This window comes from Cardiobacterium hominis, from assembly GCF_900637305.1.
In the GTDB taxonomy this organism is placed as follows: Bacteria; Pseudomonadota; Gammaproteobacteria; order Cardiobacteriales; family Cardiobacteriaceae; genus Cardiobacterium; species Cardiobacterium hominis.
In genome coordinates this window covers 1,166,402-1,184,472 of sequence record NZ_LR134365.1, presented here as the reverse complement: position 1 = coordinate 1,184,472, position 18,071 = coordinate 1,166,402, and the positions used below count along the sequence as shown (strand labels likewise).

At 54.9% G+C, this 18,071-nt stretch carries 19 protein-coding genes, 1 tRNA gene and 1 pseudogene; 13 read left to right on the top strand and 8 right to left on the bottom strand.

Going from position 1 to position 18,071, the window contains the following annotated elements; all coding sequences use genetic code 11:
• Window positions 1–37: 37 nt before the first annotated feature.
• Complete coding sequence (trhP, locus tag EL199_RS05820) at window positions 38–1,378, bottom strand: prephenate-dependent tRNA uridine(34) hydroxylase TrhP (RefSeq protein WP_004139642.1); 1,341 nt, start codon at window positions 1,376–1,378, stop codon at window positions 38–40.
• 156 nt (window positions 1,379–1,534) lie between these two features.
• On the opposite strand from trhP, the gene EL199_RS05815 reads away from it, so the two are divergent.
• Complete coding sequence (locus EL199_RS05815; RefSeq protein WP_004139641.1) at window positions 1,535–1,999, top strand: S-ribosylhomocysteine lyase; 465 nt, start codon at window positions 1,535–1,537, stop codon at window positions 1,997–1,999.
• Window positions 2,000–2,047: 48 nt separating this feature from the next.
• Here the strand turns inward: EL199_RS05815 and coaE are convergent, their stop codons facing one another.
• From coaE to EL199_RS05790, 5 genes are read right to left on the bottom strand one after another with little or no spacing between them, the layout of a single operon-like run.
• Window positions 2,048–2,671: a dephospho-CoA kinase gene (gene coaE / locus EL199_RS05810; RefSeq protein ID WP_004139640.1), complete on the bottom strand. Its 624-nt coding sequence runs from the start codon at window positions 2,669–2,671 to the stop codon at window positions 2,048–2,050.
• A 1-nt stretch (window position 2,672) separates the two neighbouring features.
• The gene (locus EL199_RS05805; protein WP_050768035.1) at window positions 2,673–3,554 is read right to left on the bottom strand and encodes a prepilin peptidase; all 882 of its coding nucleotides are present in this window, start codon (window positions 3,552–3,554) and stop codon (window positions 2,673–2,675) included.
• Window positions 3,554–4,771, bottom strand: coding sequence for a type II secretion system F family protein (locus tag EL199_RS05800; RefSeq protein WP_004139638.1), 1,218 nt, complete (start codon window positions 4,769–4,771; stop codon window positions 3,554–3,556). Before EL199_RS05800 ends, EL199_RS05805 begins: the two co-directional genes overlap by 1 nt.
• Window positions 4,772–4,788: 17 nt before the next feature.
• Window positions 4,789–6,483, bottom strand: a complete 1,695-nt coding sequence (pilB, locus tag EL199_RS05795; protein WP_004139636.1) for a type IV-A pilus assembly ATPase PilB — start codon at window positions 6,481–6,483, stop codon at window positions 4,789–4,791.
• On the bottom strand, window positions 6,480–7,070 hold the full coding sequence (locus tag EL199_RS05790) for an anthranilate synthase component II (RefSeq protein WP_004139634.1): 591 nt from the start codon (window positions 7,068–7,070) through the stop codon (window positions 6,480–6,482). The genes pilB and EL199_RS05790 overlap by 4 nt, the downstream gene beginning before the upstream one ends.
• 64 nt (window positions 7,071–7,134) lie before the next feature.
• On the opposite strand from EL199_RS05790, the gene recO reads away from it, so the two are divergent.
• The 11 genes and pseudogenes from recO to EL199_RS05730 all read left to right on the top strand — a co-directional run bounded on the left by recO (window position 7,135) and on the right by EL199_RS05730 (window position 15,325).
• Window positions 7,135–7,803, top strand: coding sequence for a DNA repair protein RecO (recO, locus tag EL199_RS05785; RefSeq protein WP_004139626.1), 669 nt, complete (start codon window positions 7,135–7,137; stop codon window positions 7,801–7,803).
• Between the two features lie 227 nt (window positions 7,804–8,030).
• On the top strand, window positions 8,031–8,462 hold the full coding sequence (gene rplM / locus EL199_RS05780; protein ID WP_004139625.1) for a 50S ribosomal protein L13: 432 nt from the start codon (window positions 8,031–8,033) through the stop codon (window positions 8,460–8,462).
• 9 nt (window positions 8,463–8,471) lie between these two features.
• Entirely contained in the window at window positions 8,472–8,861 is a 390-nt protein-coding gene (gene rpsI, locus EL199_RS05775; RefSeq protein WP_004139624.1) for a 30S ribosomal protein S9, read from the top strand.
• A gap of 127 nt (window positions 8,862–8,988) precedes the next feature.
• Window positions 8,989–9,078: transfer RNA gene (locus EL199_RS05770), tRNA-Ser, on the top strand.
• Window positions 9,079–9,214: 136 nt separating this feature from the next.
• A complete protein-coding gene (locus EL199_RS05765; RefSeq protein ID WP_004139623.1) occupies window positions 9,215–10,261 on the top strand; it encodes a hydroxymethylglutaryl-CoA reductase in 1,047 nt (348 codons plus the stop codon).
• Entirely contained in the window at window positions 10,258–11,280 is a 1,023-nt protein-coding gene (fni, locus tag EL199_RS05760) for a type 2 isopentenyl-diphosphate Delta-isomerase (protein WP_004139621.1), read from the top strand. Before EL199_RS05765 ends, fni begins: the two co-directional genes overlap by 4 nt.
• Before the next feature lie 10 nt (window positions 11,281–11,290).
• Complete coding sequence (locus EL199_RS05755) at window positions 11,291–12,442, top strand: hydroxymethylglutaryl-CoA synthase (protein WP_004139619.1); 1,152 nt, start codon at window positions 11,291–11,293, stop codon at window positions 12,440–12,442.
• Window positions 12,443–12,498: 56 nt separating this feature from the next.
• A pseudogene (locus tag EL199_RS13655) lies at window positions 12,499–12,992 on the top strand (YfbM family protein).
• 11 nt (window positions 12,993–13,003) lie between these two features.
• The gene (locus EL199_RS05740) at window positions 13,004–13,849 is read left to right on the top strand and encodes a DUF1444 family protein (protein WP_004139612.1); all 846 of its coding nucleotides are present in this window, start codon (window positions 13,004–13,006) and stop codon (window positions 13,847–13,849) included.
• 15 nt (window positions 13,850–13,864) lie between these two features.
• Entirely contained in the window at window positions 13,865–14,926 is a 1,062-nt protein-coding gene (locus EL199_RS05735; RefSeq protein WP_004139610.1) for a mevalonate kinase family protein, read from the top strand.
• Window positions 14,927–15,094: 168 nt separating this feature from the next.
• The gene (locus EL199_RS05730; protein WP_004139608.1) at window positions 15,095–15,325 is read left to right on the top strand and encodes a DUF2798 domain-containing protein; all 231 of its coding nucleotides are present in this window, start codon (window positions 15,095–15,097) and stop codon (window positions 15,323–15,325) included.
• A gap of 39 nt (window positions 15,326–15,364) precedes the next feature.
• Here the strand turns inward: EL199_RS05730 and EL199_RS05725 are convergent, their stop codons facing one another.
• Entirely contained in the window at window positions 15,365–15,880 is a 516-nt protein-coding gene (locus EL199_RS05725; protein WP_232008354.1) for a DUF6630 family protein, read from the bottom strand.
• Between the two features lie 179 nt (window positions 15,881–16,059).
• Between EL199_RS05725 and EL199_RS05720 the strand changes: the two genes are divergently transcribed.
• Entirely contained in the window at window positions 16,060–17,241 is a 1,182-nt protein-coding gene (locus EL199_RS05720) for a hypothetical protein (RefSeq protein WP_004139604.1), read from the top strand.
• 58 nt (window positions 17,242–17,299) lie between these two features.
• Here the strand turns inward: EL199_RS05720 and EL199_RS05715 are convergent, their stop codons facing one another.
• Window positions 17,300–18,034 carry an HAD family hydrolase gene (locus EL199_RS05715; RefSeq protein WP_004139601.1) on the bottom strand — a complete coding sequence of 245 codons (735 nt, stop codon included), beginning with the start codon at window positions 18,032–18,034 and terminating at the stop codon, window positions 17,300–17,302.
• Between the last annotated feature and the right edge of the window lie 37 nt (window positions 18,035–18,071).

Below are 18,071 nucleotides of genomic sequence, written 5' to 3'. Positions count from 1 at the left end.
GATGATGCAGCGGCTTTTTTTGCGGACGATGGATGGGTCAGAGATTTTTCGCCAGCACGGTGTAGCCATCGGCAATGCCAAGCGCTGTTTTTACCTGCCAGCCGCTGCCTTTGGCCGCAGGCACGGTTTCGCCCGTTTTCACGTCGTAGAGCGCGCCGAGGATGATTTCGCGGTTGCCGCCCGGCTGGATGATTTCGATGCTGTCGCCGCTTTTGAAGTGGTTTTTTGCTTCAATGGTGGCAAGCCCGGTCGCGGCGTCGTAGGCGATGACTTCGCCGACGAATTGTTGGGTGGCGGCGTTGGAGCTGCCGGTATTGTAGTTTTGCTGTGCCTTAATTTGCCGGCGGACGAAGAAGCCGTCGGTGTAGCCACGGTTGGCAAGGCCTTCCAGTTTGCTGTTGAGCTGCGGGTTAAAGTCGCGCCCGGCATAGGCGTCGTCAATCGCCTGGCGGTAGAGCTGCGCGGTGCGCGCCGCGTAGTAGAAGGATTTGGTGCGCCCCTCGATTTTCAGGCAGTCCACACCGATGCGCACCAGCTCGCCGACGTGTTCGATGGCGCGCAGGTCGCGGCTGTTCATGATGTAGGTACCGTGTTCGTCTTCGGTGATTTCCATGTATTCGCCGGGGCGGTTTTCTTCTTCGAGGTAGTAGACGCCATCGGCAAGCGGGTGGCGTTCGCGCACGTCGGTGATGCCGGTGAGCGCGTCCGGGCTGAAGATGAGGTCGGGGGTGGGGATGAATTCGCCTTCTTCCTCTTCGGTGCTGCCGTGGGTTTTGTATTTCCAGCGGCAGGCGTTGGTGCAGGTGCCTTGGTTGGGGTCGCGGTTGTTGAAATAGCCGGAGAGCAGGCAGCGGCCGGAGTAGGCCATGCACAGCGCGCCATGGACGAAGACTTCCAACTCCATGTCGGGGCAGCGTTGGCGGATTTCTTCGATTTCTTTGAGCGAGAGCTCACGCGAGAGGATGACGCGACTGATGCCGTTGCGTTGCCAGAATTTGACCGTCGCCCAGTTGACGGTGTTCGCCTGCACGGAAAGGTGAATCGGCAGCTCGGGATAGGCCTCTTTGACGACCATAATCAAGCCAGGGTCGGACATGATGAGCGCGTCCGGGCCGGCGGCAATGGCGGGCGCGAGGTCGCGCAGGGCGGTATCGAGCTTGTAGTTGTGCGGCTGGGTATTGACAGTGAGGTAGAACTGTTTGCCCAGCGCGTGCGCCTCGCTGATGCCGTCTTTCAGGTTGTCGTCGGTGAATTCGTTGCCGCGCATGCGCAGGGAATAGCGCGCCGAGCCCGCGTAAACGGCATCCGCGCCGTAAGCGAAGGCATAGCGCATGGTTTTCATGGAGCCGGCGGGGGCAAGGAGTTCGACGTGTCGCATAAGTATCGGTTCAATATGAAAAATGGGCGCGCATTATATAGCGTGGGTTACCTGCATGCCATCAGGGGCGGGCGCAGAATGGGCGCTTCTGTGGCACAATAGCGCCTGTTTTGGTTCGTGCCAAAGCGGCAATATTTTTTTCTTTACGGAGTTCTTATGGAAAAACGCATGAATGTTGAGAGTTTCAATCTTGATCACACCAAAGTCAAAGCCCCTTATCTACGCCTTGCTGACAAGAAACAGGGAGAAAACGGCGATGTGATTTTCAAATATGATTTACGCATTTGCCAGCCGAATAAAGAGCATATGGAAATGCCCGCCCTGCACTCATTGGAGCATTTAATGGCGGAATTGTCACGCAATCATAATGCGCATGTGGTCGATATCTCGCCGATGGGCTGCCAGACCGGTTTTTATGTATCACTGCTCAATGAGCCGGATTATCAAACGGCGCTGAATTTGATTGAAGACACGCTGAAAGATGTGCTGAATGCGACGGAAGTCCCCGCCTGCAATGAGGTGCAATGTGGCTGGGCGGCAAGCCACAGTCTGGAAGGGGCCAAAGCGCTGGCGCAAAGGCTGCTCGATAAGCGCAGTGAATGGGAAACTATTTTTGCTTGATACCCGTGTCTCGTATTTATGGAAGCGGGGCGCTGCGGCGCTCCGTTTCTATATGGAATGCGCCCTCATCGGAGCCACGATGCCATTCCAAGCTAAAAAACGCTGATGCAAAAGCGCCAACTGCAAATAAGTTTGCGCCGAACTACCTTCATTATCGACAATAAAATGAGAACGCCGCAAACGTTCTGCGCGTGGAATCTGTGCCGCAATAATGGCGGCGATCGCATCCCGCTGCTGCCGATCGCGTCGGCTCCCACGCGACAATTGCGTTTGCACAGAAACATCCACCGCTAAAACCGCATCACACAGCCTATCCAAACCGTTTTCCAAAAGTAGCGGTACACTCAAAATACAATAAGGCTGCTGCACCGCACCATCCAATTCCTGCAATAACCGCTCACGAATACGCGGCTGCATAATCGCGTTCAAACGCGCTCTGGACTCCTCATCGACAAAAGCACGCGCACGCAACAGCGCACGATTCAAACTGCCATCTGCCTGCAAAACATCTTCGCCAAAAGCAGTAGCAATTTCCCCCAATACTGGCGAGCCCGTATGCACCACCGTACGTGCGACTACATCCGCATCAACCACCGCAATAGCACGGGCGGCAAACCAGTCGCTGCACAAAGACTTGCCACTGGCTATGCCGCCCGTCAAACCAATAATCATCTTACAAAGAAAGGCCAGTTATTGCGGCGATCTCTCCACCATACATAAACGTCAGCCATCCTGCTATCGCCAAATAAGGGCCGAAAGCCATAGGAACGCCATAACCAATACGGTTGATCAGCGCAAAAACAATTCCGGTCAATGCAGAAAAGAACAAAATAAACGGCAACATCACAATCCCTTGCCACGCACAAAGCAATGCCAAGAGCTTGAAATCACCATAACCCATGCCTTCTTTCCCTGTCACCAAACGGAACAGCCAATAGACAGACCACAAGGACAAATAACCGACCATTGCACCGATGACACTCTCGCGCAAACCGATGAAAAGCCCGCCCTGAACGCAGGCCGCAACGATCCCTAACCACATCAGTGGCAAAGTAATTACATCGGGCAATATCTGTTGTTCGGCATCAATAAAAATCAAGGCCAACAACCCCCAGGTCAGCAGCAACGCAAAAGCCAATTGCCACGGGTCTGGGTATTTCAGCACTACCAAGATGCTTAATACCGCGCACAATACTTCTACCAGAAGGTAGCGAATCGTAATCTTAGTACCGCATCCTACACAGCGCCCACGTTGCAATAAATAACTCACTACGGGAATATTCTGCCAAAAACGAATTTCTGTGCCGCAATGTGGACAACGAGAACCAGGTACCATTAAATTAAAGTGCTCCGTCGGTTCAAAAGGATTTTCTCCTGCTCCTTCCTTATCCGTATGTAAAACTTCCCAAGCATAAATTTTTTCAGCACGTCCCATCATAATCGGCAAGCGATAAATGACGACGTTAAGAAAACTGCCTACCATTAAACCAATAACGCCAACCAGTAAAATACCGATTGGCGTTTGGAAAATTTCTGTATTCAATAAAAAAGACATTAGAACAATTTCCCCAAGTCGAAGATTGGCAGATACATTGCAATGATTAAACCGCCCACTACTACGGCTAAGAATGCCATGATAGCAGGTTCAATCATAGCAGTCAGATTATCAATCCTCCAATCCAATTCTTCTTCGTAATAAGTGGCTACACGACCCAGCATTTCTCCCAAGTTACCGGATTCTTCACCTATCGCCGTCATTTGCACGGCAATAGTAGGGAATAGTCCCGTATTTTTCATGGCAAAGCTCATTTGTTGACCATTTTGCACATCGTCGCGAATCTCATACACCGCACGTTCATAAAGAACGCTACCTGTGGCAGGGGCCGTCGCCTGTAATCCTCGCATTAAAGGAACACCTGCGTTAAATAAAGTTGACATCGTGCGTGCAAAACGTGCATTGGCACCGCATTTTAATATTCCACCTATAATAGGCGTTTTAAACATCACAATATTAGTTTTCTCTTGGACATTTTTATTGCGTCTCTTGACATAAAAGAATACGTATCCTAAGAAAACAAATGCAATAAAAAAATACATCCCTTTTTGCACCATAAAATTTGAAATATCTACCACAAACTGTGTCAACCATGGAAGTTCACCACCATTCGAAAGAAAGAATTGTGCAAAAACAGGAACAACATTAATTAATAAAATAGCAGTTACAATAATAGCAAAAACCATAACAATAGCAGGATAGGTTAAAGCTTTCTTTACCTTTTTCTTTGTTGCTTCACCTTTTTCCAAGTTCAAAGCAATATTATCCATCGTAGATTCCAGCATACCCGCATCTTCACCTGCTGCGATCAAACTAGTATAAAGATCATCAAATTGCAATGGGTGGGCCCGCATTGCTTCTGCTAATGTCGCACCATTTTGAATACGTTCATAGAGATCAAAAACCATCTCACGCATTGCCAATGGTTTTTCAATACTTTCGCCAACCAGATCTAATGCTCTTAGCACTGGCATCCCTGCGCGTAACATTGTTGCCATCTGCCGAGTAAAGAATAAAATATCTTTACTTTTAATCCTACCTTTAGACTCAAACAGTGGCTTTGGTTTCTCTTTAACCGTAACATTAACTAAGCCCTGCTTTGCTAAGAATGCTTTTAACACCGCATCATTTTTAGCATCATTTTCACCTGAAATTTCTTTCCCCAGTTTGTTTTTACCTTTCCACTGATAGGTTTTTAGCTCTTTTTTGGTTTCCATAAGATTACTCCTTGAAGTTAATCAGTTGTTACACGCAAGATCTCTTCAATACTGGTCAGACCTTGACGTACTTTATTCAATGCAGATTGACGTAAATCCCAATAGCCTTCTTTTTGGCATTGTTCAGCAATATCTGCTGCCGCTGCATTATGCAAAATCATTTCTGACAACGATTCAGAGATCGGCACAACTTGGTAAATACCCGCGCGACCACGATATCCTTGATAACTGCAACGTTCACACCCTTTAGGAGCATAAATCCGTAGATCATCAATCTCATCTTCGGCAAAGCCTAAGGCGATCAACTCATCATGACTATGTTTTCGGTCACGCGTTTTGCAGTGGCTACACAAGCGGCGCGTCAATCGCTGTGCCATGATTAAATTTACACTAGCAGCAATGTTATAGGAGGGAATCCCGATATTCACCAAACGTGCAATCGTTTGTGGTACATCGTTAGTGTGCAATGTAGATAAAACCAAGTGCCCCGTTTGCGCCGCTTTTACGGCAATTTCACCTGTCGTGATATCACGAATCTCCCCAACCATGATGATATCAGGATCCTGACGCAAAAAGGCTTTTAGCGCGGCTGCAAAATCCAATCCTGTCTTGGTATTTACGTTAACCTGGTTAATACCGGGTAAGTTTATTTCCACAGGATCTTCAGCAGTAGAAATATTAACAGTTGGTTTATTCAGAATAGATAGCCCGGTATACAGAGAAACGGTTTTACCTGAGCCAGTAGGGCCGGTAACCAATACTAGACCTTGGGGTTTACTAATAGCATCGAGATAATGCTGCTTCTGATCTGGTTCAAAGCCAAGAACATCGATATTTAGTTTAGCTGCTGAACTATCGAGAATACGTAGTACGATTTTTTCTCCCCATAACGTTGGCAATGAGCTAACCCGGAAATCGATAGCTTTTGTTTCAGAAACCTGAAGTTTAATACGCCCATCCTGAGGAACACGCTTCTCTGCAATATCCAAATTTGCCATAACTTTTAAGCGTGCAGTAATACGGTTTGCAATACTGGGAGGAGGTGCTGCAACTTCTTGCAAGACACCGTCTCGGCGGAATCGCACCCGATAAGTATTTTCATAAGGCTCAAAGTGCAAATCCGAAGCCCCAGTACGAATAGCATCCATTAGCATGCCCGAAACAAAACGAACAACAGGCGCTTCTTCTTCATTTGCACCAATATTACCTAGCGCCTCACTGATGGCATCCAGATCTTGTTCTTGATTTTCATCCTCAAAAACACTCTCCATCCCGCCTACACCAGCGTAGTGATCCTCTATAAGTGCTTCTATTACACCTATATCCGCTATAATTGGTTCAACAGAAGTAAATTTACCTTGATATTTAAACTCCTCCAGCATAATACGGTTTGAAGGATCAAACGTCGCAATAAATAGTCGTCCACCATTAGCATAGATAGGAAGCGCCATGTGTTTTCGCACAACGGTTTCCGGGAATTGCGCAGTTAATTCACGTCTAACATCCAATTCGCGCAACATAACTTGTGGCAAGTTGTAAACTTCTCGATTAATTTGCGATAGTCGTGAACCGTCTATCAAACCATCACTCAGTAATTGTTGTAAAAAACTGCCCCGTTTTTTCTGCGCACTAATTTGCACTTCCCTAATTTGCTCGGGTGTGCATATTTTGTGCTGTACCATATAGCTGATTAAAGGATCATAATCACTCATGCAATAACCTTCCTGTCACTTGCGAACGCTTTGATAAAATTACCTAACATCTGATGGCCGCACTCTGTTAAAAACGATTCTGGATGGAACTGCACGCCTTCCATCATCAAAGAAGAATTCCGCATCCCCATCACAACTGGCTGCGAATCATCTTGTGTCCATGCGGTCATAACAAATCCCTGTGGCAAATGCTGGGGCGAAACGGTCAACGAATGATAACGTACCACCTGAAGTGGATTTGATAATCCATGAAACATCCCTTCATCTGTATGAAAAACAGAAGCCGTCTTGCCATGCATGACAGTAGGCGCACGTAATACTTTTCCACCGAAGACGTGCCCCATACATTGATGCCCCAAGCAAACGCCCAACATTGGGATTTTCCCGGCAAATGTGCGAATAATGGCGTTCGCCCCTTCTGCTTCCACTGGCGAACAAGGGCCTGGACCGATGACGATGTACTCTGGCGAGAGGACGCGCACTTGCTCAACACTGATTTCATCATTACGATAGACAGCCACATCCTGACCCAGTTCAGCGAAGTACTGCACCAAGTTATAAGTAAACGAATCGTAATTATCAATCATCAATAGCACAGGTAATCCTTGCCTTTTCTAAACAAATTGCAATTATAGACCATCTTTCGCTCAAATGATACCGCTCGAACAGGAACCTGCCTTCGCACTGCACCGCAAGCCATACAAAGAGAACAACTATCTTATTGATATATTTAGCCTTAACTTTGGACTTTTTCGTGCTAGCGCACGTATCCAGCAAAAAAAAACGCACCGAAAAACAAGCAACTACGCTCCTTTTCTCTTACTCCAAATTTCAGGACAACGCAAGGGCGAACTCGCCAGTCTATGGCAGGCCGAAGTTCAATACGACTTTACTCCCCGCCCCGCGCGACTACTACACGCACACTACCTGAACGAGATCTTGTTAGGGCTATTGCCCCCTGATGACCCGGCACCCACCGTGTTTCACCAATATCTGCTTGCCTTGCAAAGAGTGGACGCGCTAGCATTGCGCCAATTTGAATACACCCTGCTCACACACTTAGGATTACTGCCCGAAGTAGCACATTACGCAGAATTTTATCGACTTGATTTTAATGATGATATTGCTATTTTACGGCCTGATTCCCGCGGCTATAACGGCCAAAACCTTGAGCGACTCCTTCATCACGATCCCGATTGGCAAAATCCCGAAACAAGGCAACTCTTGCAGTCTCTTATCCATTTCTACAGCCAGCGTCGCGCTGACACTAAAAGAACAGCTGTCGCTTTACGGCAGCTGTTACATAAAGATCGGACGTAACCCGCTCGTTACCGTCGTTGCCATCCACATCCAGATTTATGCATGTCTTTCATCCTACAAAACGGCGTAACACCACCTTACTGTCAACATTTTGAATAAAAACAATTTATAAGTACTCAAATATTACTCGGCGCATCAACAAAGACGGCGCATCAACAAAGTTGCGCCGATGCAAATGTTTAGGTATCATTCGCGCCCTTCAATTTTCGTGTTCGGAGAACATTTCCATGTCCAAGACATTTACTGCCAAGCCTGACACGCTGGAGCGTCATTGGTATCTGGTTGACGCTACAGATAAAACTCTGGGACGTCTGGCCAGTGAGATCGCCCTGCGTCTGCGCGGCAAGCATAAACCTGAATATACCCCTAACATTGACACCGGAGACTACATTATTGTTGTCAACGCAGCAAAACTTAGCGTTACCGGCAAAAAACGTAACGACAAGGTTTACTACCGCCATACCGGTTATATCGGCAACCTGAAAAGCGCTACATTCGATGAAATGCAAGCCAGAAATCCTGGCAAAGTGCTTGAAATCGCCGTAAAAGGCATGTTACCGCGTGGTCCGTTGGGACGCGCCATGCTGAAAAAACTGAAAATCTACGCCGGCAGCGAGCACCAACACAGCGCGCAACAGCCGGTTGCCCTGGAAATCTAAGGACTAGCCATGTCAGAACAATACTACGCTACTGGCCGCCGCAAGACCTCATCAGCGCGCGTCTTCCTGCGTCGCGGCAGCGGCAATATCATCGTCAACCAAAAGCCGTTGGACGAATACTTTGGCCGTGAGACCGCTCGTATGGTTGTTCGTCAACCGCTTGAAGTTGTCGATATGAAAGAAAATTTTGACTTCTACATTACCGTCAGCGGTGGCGGCACTACCGGACAAGCCGGTGCCATCCGCCACGGTATCGCCCGCGCCCTGCGTGCTTACAACGAAGAACTGCGCGCACCGCTGCGCAAGGCAGGCTTCCTGACCCGTGATGCACGTGAAGTCGAGCGGAAAAAAGTCGGTCTGCACAAAGCCCGTCGTGCAACGCAGTTCTCTAAACGCTGATTGCACCCCGCTTTCGCACCAAGCCGGTTTCGACCGGCTTTTTTGCGCCTATTTTTCGGGAAATGTGTTTCCCGCGTCAAAACGCTGGACAAAATCCGGATGAGTCATTATGATGCGCGCCCTATTCGGAGAGATGGCAGAGTGGTTTAATGCACCGGTCTTGAAAACCGACGGGGGTTAACGCCCTCCCAGGGTTCGAATCCCTGTCTCTCCGCCACCATACTAATCGCCGCATTTGCGGCGATTTTTTTATGCCTGCGTAGCCACCGCCGTTTCACAATGTGAAGCCGCCTGCATGCTATAATCCGCGCGCTTTCAACGCCCTTTCACCCTAAAAAACGCGCATCACGGCAATGGCTCGCACAGAAACCCACACCACCCCCATCCCGACCCAATGGATTGGGCCGCTCACCATCCACGGCAACGCCATCAACGACACCGTCCGCGTACCGCTTGCCACTTACGAATCACCGCTGTGGCCCTCAACCGCACGCGGCGCGAAAGTCGCCGAACACAGCGGCGGCGTGCGTTGCACCATCATCGACGAGCGCATGGCGCGTTCCGTCCTGTTAGTCGCCAGCGACGCCGCAACGGCTTTTGCGGCACTGCAAGCCATCCGCACGCGCGAGGCAGAACTCGCCGCCGTTATCGCACAAACCAGCCGTTTTGCCCGCCTGCTTGCCCTGCACGCCGAAATCGTCGGCAACCTGCTGTATCTGCGCCTCGAATGCAGTACCGGCGACGCCTCCGGCCACAACATGGTAACCAAAGCCGCCGACGCCGCGCTGACCTGGTTGCTCGCCGAATACCCGCAACTGGCCTACGGCTCCATCTCCGCCAACTACTGCACCGACAAAAAAGCGAGCGCGGTCAATGGTATCTTGGGGCGCGGCAAAAACGTCATCGCCGAAATCACCATCCCGCGCCGTATCTGCGAGCGCTTTTTGCGCACCACACCCGAACAAATCGTCGCGCTGAACTCGCGCAAAAACCACCTCGGCGGCATCCTCGCCGGCAGTGTGCGCAGCGCCAACGCCCACTTCGCCAACATCCTCCTCGCCTTCTACCTCGCCACCGGCCAGGACGCCGCCAACATCATCGAAGGCTCACAGGGCATCGTCCACGCCGAGACGCGCGACGGCGACCTCTACTTCTCCTGCACCCTGCCTAACCTCATCGTCGGCACCGTCGGCAACGGCAAAGGCGCGACGCTCGCCACCGTTGAAGCACACCTGCAAGCGCTCGGCTGCCGCGAAGCACGTCCCGCCGGAGAAAACGCGCGCCGCCTCGCCGCCATCTGCGCCGCCACCGTCCTCTGCGGCGAACTCTCGCTGCTTGCCGCGCAAACCAACCCGGGCGAACTGATGCGCGCCCACCTCGCGCTGGAACGCCGCGCATGAGCGACACCGCGCGCCGCAAACGCGAACACTTGGACGCCATCGCGCAAGACCCGGCGATAGAGCGCGGCGACAGCGGCTTTGCCGCCATCCGCTTGACGCACCGCGCCCTGCCGGAGCTCGCCCTGGACGAAGTCGATACCCGCTGCGAATTTCTCGGCAAAACCCTACGCCTGCCGCTGCTCATCTCCTCGATGACCGGCGGTGATGACCCGGAAATCCGCCGCATCAACCACAACCTCGCGCAAGCCGCCGAACACTGCGGCGTCGCCCTCGCCGTCGGCTCGCAACGGGTGCAGTTCACCACACCCGCCGCTGCGGCGAGTTTCCGCCTGCGCGATGCCGCGCCAAACACCGTTCTCCTTGCCAACCTCGGTGCCGTCCAGCTCAACTACGGCTTTACCGCCGAACACTGCCAGCGCGCCGTGGAAACCCTCGCTGCCGACGGCCTCTACCTGCATCTGAACCCGCTGCAAGAAGCGGTGCAGCCCGAAGGCGACACCAACTTCGCCGGACTCGCCACCAAAATCGCCGCCGTCGTGCGCGCATTGCCCGTGCCCGTGCTCTTAAAAGAAGTCGGCAGCGGCCTCTCGCCGGCTGACATTACTCTCGGCAAAGGCGCGGGCGTGCGCTACTTTGACCTCGCCGGCCGTGGCGGCACCTCGTGGAGCCGCATCGAACACCACCGCCGCCGCGACCCCGCCGACACCCTCGGCCTCACCTACCAAGACTGGGGACTGACCACCGCCGAAGCATTGCGTCTCAACCGCGCCGCGCACCCGGACATTACCCTCATCGCCAGCGGCGGCATCAGAAACGGCATCGACATGGCCAAAGCCGTACTGCTCGGCGCCGAACTCTGCGGCATCGCCGCGCCCTTCCTCGCCGCCGCGCAAGACAGCGCCGCCGCCGTCATCGCCGCCATCAAGCGCCTTGAGCGTGAATACCGCACCGCCCTCTACCTCCTCGGCTGCCGCGACAACACCGCCCTGCGCGACAACCACGCCCTACTCCTACCCTAAGAGCCACCCAATGAACATCGGCATCGACCAACTCAGCTTCTACACCCCGCACTACTACCTCGAACTCGCAGAACTCGCCGCCCACCACCAAATTGACCCCGGCAAATACCGCCTCGGCATCGGCCAGGAGCGCATGGCCGTCGCCCCGCCGGACGAAGACATCATCAGCATGGCCGCCAACGCCGCCGCCCCCATCCTGCAAGACGGCGGCACGGGCGGCATCGACACCGTCCTCTTTGCCACCGAAACCAGCATCGACCAGGCCAAATCCGCCGCCGTCAGCGTGCACCGCCTGCTGCAACTCCCCGCCAACAGCCGCACCATCGAACTCAAACAAGCCTGCTACAGCGCCACCGCCGCGCTACAACTCGCCTGCGCGCACATCGCCCGCCATCCCGCGCGCAAAGTCCTCATCCTCGCCGCCGACATCGCCAAATACGACCTCGACAGCGCCGCCGAACCCACCCAGGGCGCGGCTGCCGTCGCCATGCTCATCAGCGCCAACCCGCGCCTCGCCACCATCGCGCCGGAAAGCGGCCTCTACAGCGAAGACATCTACGACTTCTGGCGCCCCAACCACCGCAAAACCCCGCTGGTGGACGGCAAATACTCGACACTTGCCTACCTCAAGGCACTCGAACACGCCTGGCAGGACTACCGCGCGAACGGCGGCCGCGCCTACGAAGAACACGCCGCCTACTGCTACCACCTGCCGTTCAACAAAATGGGCATCAAAGCGCACGCCCACCTCGCCCGCATCAACGGCGCGACCGCCCAAGACGACACCCTCGCCGCCGGCCTCACCTACAGCCGCGAAACCGGCAACAGCTACACCGCGAGCCTTTACGCCAGCCTCGCCGCGATGCTCGATAACCGCGACGACCTCGGCGGCAAAACCCTCGGCCTCTTCAGCTACGGCTCCGGCTGCACCGGCGAATACCTCGCCGCCACCATCCACCCCGACTACCGCGAACACCGCCGCCGCGACGCGCACCGCGCCCTGCTCGCCGCGCGCCAAGCCGTGGATTACACCACCTACCGCGAGTGGTGGCACGCCCCGGACGGCACGACAGACCTCATCCTGCCGCAACACAACCCGGCGCCGTACCGCCTTGCCGCGCTGGAAAACCACCGCCGCCGCTACGACACGCCTTGCGCGTAAGAAACACAGGCAAGATATAAATTTCTTTCCCGCAAAACCTTCATGAGAGGAAAAATATGGGTATGTACGCCGGCTATACCGCCATAACAGAATCACAAATCAAAAACCTGCTGGAAAGCGAAGAAACATCTGAGATCATACAAGTACTCGTAAATGATAAAAAAAATAGCTATGTCAGTATAAGTTTTTATTGGGACGCACTTCATTTCCTGCTTACCGGAGAACCGGCTACCGTTCCAAAAGAAGGGCATTATTTCGGTGAGTTTATTGTTGGAGAAACTATTATTGGTTCAGAATTTTACGCTGCCTGTACTACAGCTAATACGGTAAAAAAATTGTGGAAAAAATAAACGCCATCATCATTGATAGTTACTTGAAAGATTTTAGTATGGAAAAATTTGAAAAGAAAAACATATATCCAAAAATTTGGGATGATGAAAGTTTGAAAGAAGATACCATCAAATCTATCTCTCTGTATTTTGAGGATTTAAGAACGTTCTATAACGAGGCAGCGAAAAACAACAATGGCATTCTGATCACTATCTACTAACGAAACCACCCATGAATTTCCTTAGCAAACTCTTCCGCAAAAAGCCCGCCCTGCTCGACTGGCGCACCTTCACCGAACACTTCGCCAACCGCGCGCGCGAACGCGGCTACCGCGTGGAAATCCACTGGGGCGAGGACCTTGCCCACAGTGCTATTGCCTTCGGTCACGCAGATGATAACGCATACACCGCCTACCTCGATTCTGTCTGGCAGGAATACCAAAACGCTCCAGACGCGCTGGACGCCCTCATAGACGCCCGCCTGGACGTCCTCGACCAGATGGCAGAGAGCGCCGCCGCGCCAAATGCCAGCCAAATATTCCCCAACATCAAGAACGATGCCTGGCTGGAAGCGGCGAAAGCGATGCGACGCGAGGGCGGTGCCGACCCCGACGAAATCCTGAACCAGCCACTCGCCGGCGACATCCATCTCGTCTATATGCTGGACACCGGCAACGCCTTCCGCGACATGCACCGCAGCGAGCTGGGCGAACTCGGCATCGCCGACGAGGCGGCACTGCACGACAAGGCCATCGCTAACCTGCGCCAATACGCGATGAGCCGCATCGAAGCAGAAGCCTACGACGGCGGCATCCACCGCCTCGTACTCGATGGCTTTCTTGACGCCGCGCTCCTCCTCATCCTGCCGCAAATCATCGACACCTCAGACTTCCCGCACGGCATCATCACTGCCGTTCCGGCGCGCGATGCCCTCATCTACTGCGATGCCAACGATCCGGATGCCATCCGCATCCTGCAAGAAATCGCGCAAGACCTGTTTGCTGCCGCACCCTACGCCGTCTCCGCGCATCTCTATCGGCTGAAAGATGGCGAACTCAGCGAATACACGCCAGACTGACCGCCACACTACTCCATGAAACGCGCCCGCGCCCCCGGCAAAATCATCCTGAGCGGCGAACACGCCGTCGTCTATGGCGCTCCCGCCATCGTCTGCGCCATCCGCCGCTACACCACCGTCGGCTTTGCGCCGCTACACCGCAGCCGCACCATCCGCACCGCGCTCACCGGCATCTCTGCGGGCAAACACTACCGCACCGCCGCGCTCCAGCGCCTCAAAGAAAAACTCGACCAGCGCTTCGAGCAATACAGCCGTGGCGAGCGCGCCGTGCAGAACATCCTGCACCGCCCGGACGACCTCGTCATCTACAGCCTCGCCACCCTCTTCCAGCACCTGCCACTGCCCGGATTCAGCGAAAACCGTCACTTGCCTGTGCCGGGGCGTCTCAGCAGCCAGAGCGAGCTGCCGCTGGGCGCAGGCATGGGCTCCTCCGCTGCCGCCATCGCCGCCACCCTCGTCCTCTACGAAAACCTCATCGGCCGACCGATGAGCGACCAGCAGCGCTTCGAGCGCGTGCGCTTCTGCGAACGCCTGCAACACGGCAAAGGCAGCGCCATTGACGCCGCCGCCACCGTTTACGGCGGCCTGCAAACCCTGCAAGACGGCAATCCGGCGCCGCTTGCCGCCACCCTCGGCGACGGCTGGTACTGGATACTCTCCGGCATCCCCGCAGTCAGCACCGGCGAAAGCGTCGCCCACGTCCGCAAACAGCACGGCCACGACCACAGCCTCTGGCAACAATTCGCCGCGACCACCACCGCGCTGCAAACCGCGCTCACCACCGGCGCCGACCCGCGTCCGGCACTGCGCGAAAACCACCGCCTGCTCACACACATCGGCGTCGTCCCCGCACCCGCGGCGGCGCTCATCCGCGACATCGAAACCGCAGGCGGCGCGGCCAAAATCAGCGGCGCCGGCGCGCACCGTGGCGACGGCGGCGGCATCATCCTCGCTTACCACCCCGACCCGCAGGCCATCCCCGCCCTGCTTGCGCCCTGCCCTGCCCTGCTTTGGGACGCACTGCACCCCGCCGAACGCGGCGCGCACCTATTGGAAGACAACGACGCGCCCGCCTGAATATAGCCATCCCCCGAAAACCTCATACGGTGTAACGGGGCCCGTTGGTCTTCCATGCAACGCCCCCGCGACCGTGCAAAAACGCACCGCGCCCGCCGATTTCAGCGCTTTTCCCGACGTGCTGCGGGCGCTACACTGCGCGCCCTCTCTGTTATCCACGAGCCCACCATGCGAAAAATCCCGAAAAAATACGCCAGCCTGGTTTTCACGTTCTACGCGACGATGATGATGGCTTTCATCATGAGCGCGGTGCTGGTTGCGCTCAATACCGGTATTGATAGCGGCTGGTTCGCACGCACCCTGCGCGCCTATGTGATTGCTTGGCCGATCGCCTTTTTCAGCCTGCTTTGCGTGCGCCCGCTGGTCGTCAAACTGGTGGACTGGACACTGGAATTTTAAGCCCGTTGCGGCGGTTTCTTTTTGCCATCCGCGGCTTCCCTACGAATCCACAAAACCATCATCCGGCCAATCTTCCTCGGCCACATCCCGCAGCCGCGCAGCCAGCGCCGCCGCACATGCCTGCAACAAATCCGTGTCCTCCTCGCGACAGATAAAGCCCAGACACAGCTCCGGATTGTCGCCCTGCCAACGCCATAACGCGAGACCATAACCGCGCAGCTCTTGTGCTGCCGCGCGTAGTAACGTCTGCGGCTCGCAGTCAAAAATCAGCGCCTCGTCTTCTGCCTCCTGCACGCCAAAAAGCAAATCCGCCTGCCAGTTCGCCGCCACCGCGCGCAACTGCTCAACCAGTGTGAACACATCCGCCCACTCCGCCGCAAACACCGCTTCGTGTTTGCCGAGGTGATAGACCGCCCACATCAGCGGCAAATCGTGATCGTAGGCTTCCTGCACCGCCTCCAGCACGGCATCTTCGTCCAGCCGCTCCGGCTCCGGCGCAATCAACTGCAACAGACGTGATACCGCCGCCGCACCGCTTTCCACTGCATTCATCATAAAATCCCCAATCTTTGCAAAGCGCGCATCATAACCGCTCGTGCACATTTGCTAAATAATGCGCTGTTAAATAAAAGCATTACGCAAAACATGGCAAAAAAGTCATTTTTAGCCGACAAAAGATGAACAAGTATGTTACATTACCGCAATCTTGTAATTCGCACAGGAGTGTTTAGCAAATGAAGAAAACCCTAGCCTTACTGCTGGCCATCGCGGCAACGCAGGCCATTGCCCAACGCACCACCTACACCGAAACCTATCGCGTGGGTGGCAACCAAACCGTTCCCGCGATTCGCAATCAGGGACAACTCACTGTCGTACCGCCCGGAACACCGGTCATGCCGCCGAATGCCGCCGCTGCGCGCAGCCGCATCAATGTTCGCCCGCTCAATTTCAATAACGGCCAGGCGCACATCTCCGGCGCGATTCGCGGTCTCGGCATTGCCGCTTACCACTTCAGCGGCGTCGCCGGACAATCCATCCGCATGGTGCCGAACAGCAAAAACTTCGCGATGGAATTCGCGCTGTTCAACCCGGAAATGGGCATGCGGTTCGGCGCGGTACACACCCTGCCCTACAGCGGCGACTACGAAGTGCGCATCGTGCAGAACCACAAAAACGCCGCGCACAGCAAAAAAGCCCGCCCCTACAACGTGACCATCTACCTGGATGGCGGCGCCGGTGGCGCTTCACAACCGATGCCTGTTCCAGCGCCCGCTTACCCTGTCGCCGCGCCGGTACCGGTTTCCCCGCGCCCCGCCCCCGTGCCGGTACAAGCGCGCCCCATGCCCGCTCCGGCACCTGCCCCGATGACGCCCGCAGGAGGCGAGCCGATGCCGGTAAAAAAGTCCGCAGCCACGGCAGCCACCCTTCCGGTAGCGGCAGCCGTACCCGTTAAAGCCGCGCCGGAAACCGCACCTGCGCCGCGCCGTCTGCCGGTGAAAGCTAATCCTGCACCGGCAGAAGAAATGGCGGCGGATAACGCGCCCGCACCGCGCCGCCTGCCGGTAAAAGCGAACCCCGCTCCGGCGGAAAGCATGGCAGAGGCTGACGCCGCCCCGGCTCCCGTTGCCAAAAGCGGCAAAGGCAAAACGCGCAACTACCAATGCCAGAACGGCAAAAAACTGCGCGTGGAATACCTCGACATTGACACGCCGAGCCCGACCGCCGTCGTGCGCCAAGGCAAAAAATCCGTACGCATGCCGCTGGATGAAGGCGCGAGCGAAGGCAAAAACATGATCTTCAGCTCGGATGCGGGCATGTTGCACCTCGTCAAAACCGACGGCAACAACCTCGCCAAAGCCGAAGTGCTCTCCTTTGACCACAACGGCAAACCGGTCGCCTTCGCCTGCAAACCGTGAAGCACGACGACCGCATAAAAAAAAGGATGCCCGATGGCATCCTTTTTTTATGCGTCACTCAAGCGAAAAACCGCTGAAAAATATCCGTCACGCCATAGACCTCATCCGCATCGCTGACAAAATCACACACCGCTTTTACAGAATCCGCCGCATTGGCCGGACAGGCGGCAAAATCCACCTGCGTCAAAATCGGCAAATCGCCGGGTGAGTCACCGATGGCGGCAAGGCGCGTCGCCTGTTTACCGTAGTGTTCGAGAAAAAACTGCGCGCCCGTCCACTTGCTGACACCGTGCGGGATGATGTCCAGCGCGCGGCCAGAACAATGCAGATCAAAGCCGTCCGTCTGCAAATGCGCCTCCACTACCGCGCGCACATCTTCCGCACGCTTGCCCTTCTCGGCCACCAGCGACACACAAGCCTCCTTGCCGTGGCTCATCTTCCAGCGCACCGCGAACTGATCGCCATGCGCCGCCAAATATTGCGCCAGCGCTGCGATGCGCTCGCGCACCGGCGGCGTGAGTTGCGGGGCGAACACCACCTCATCCTCCAAATAATCGTAGAGCAGCGCGCCCTGATCAGTCACCGCATAGCGACCAAAACGGACGAACTGCGCAATCGCCTCCACATACGAAAGCGAGCGCCCCGTACACAGCACCACCTCCGTTTCCGCGTTTTGCGCCAGCGCCGCGAGCGCCTGCAACGCCGCCACATCAAACGGCGCATACTTGCCGCGCGACAGACAGCCATCAATATCCAAAAACAAAAAATCACCTTTCATCGCCAGAACCTCCACAGGAAAAGCGCCATCTTATAGCGCTGCCCGCGCGTAT